This is a genomic window from Bacillus sp. LR--39, from assembly GCF_053613335.1.
The window spans coordinates 1-1,069 of sequence record NZ_JBSIOT010000322.1; the positions used below are offsets into that span (position 1 = coordinate 1).

The following is a 1,069-nucleotide window of genomic DNA, read 5'->3' on the forward strand; positions in this document are numbered from 1 at the left end:
GTTTAGTTTTTCGTAACAGATATTCGCGCTGTAGCCGGTAATCACTCCTTTGTCTTCAAGCTTCCTGACACGCTCCGCAGCGCTTGGCGAACTGAGTCCGACAAGCTTTCCCAGCTCAACCATCGTTAATCTGCCGTTTCGCTGCAAATGCGAGAGAATCTGAAGGTCTGTATCGTCCATTTGTCTGGCTCCTTTACATATTTAGGCGAATGAATGAAAATTCCTTTGATCGTAAGGCAATGCTGTTGATTTACCTTCATTGTAGCATATGGATGCCGTCTTATTTTTTCTATAATAAAGCCATCAATCAGAGAGGAGGCATCATGTTGCCAGAATTACAGCGCTCTATTACTTGGATACAAGGGACGGCGTTAACGATTGGGGCGGTTTTAGGATGCGGGATATTAATTTTGCCGTCTGTTACCGCGGACACGGCCGGTCCGGCTTCTTTATTTGTCTGGGTATTCATGTCTTTTTTATCTTTTCTTCTCGTCGGCACGCTGGCACGGCTTGTGAAAATAGCGCCCAGCGCGGGAGGAATCACTGTTTATGTGCAGCTGGCCTTTCAGAAAAAAGCCGGGGCTATTTTGGGCTGGATCATGTTAGGATCCGTTCCGATCGGCGTTCCCATCATCGCTTTGACTGGCGCGCATTACGTCAGTTACATCACAGAGGCGGCCGATTGGCAGATTACATTGATTGCGGGCTGCATGCTGATTGTCTCAATTTTGCTTCATATGAGAGGCATTCAACTATCAGCAAACATCAGTACAATCGTTATTTGTGTCATCGTATTTCTGCTTGTCACTTCTATTGCTGTGTCATTGCCACACGTCACGATAGCAGAATTCAAGCCGTTTCTTCCGCATGGCTGGTCTGCCGCGGGATCTGTTTCTGTTATGATTTTTTTCTCTTTTGTAGGCTGGGAAATGATTACCCCATTGGCTGAGGAGTTTCATCGCCCTGAAAAAGATGTCCCAATCAGCTTGTTTTTGGCAGCGGCTTGTGTGGCAGGGCTGTATATCTTGCTGTCATTTGTGACGGTGGGAACTCATTCATACGGAGAGAA

At 46.7% G+C, this 1,069-nt stretch carries 2 protein-coding genes; one reads left to right on the forward strand and one right to left on the reverse strand.

Annotated elements, in window-relative coordinates:
- Positions 1-180: Lrp/AsnC family transcriptional regulator (locus ACWHAR_RS22890; protein ID WP_452087923.1), on the reverse strand; the 180-nt coding region annotated here is incomplete at its 3' end.
- A gap of 143 nt (positions 181-323) precedes the next feature.
- On the opposite strand from ACWHAR_RS22890, the gene ACWHAR_RS22895 reads away from it, so the two are divergent.
- On the forward strand, positions 324-1,069 hold a 746-nt coding region (locus ACWHAR_RS22895), incomplete at its 3' end, for an APC family permease (RefSeq protein ID WP_452087924.1).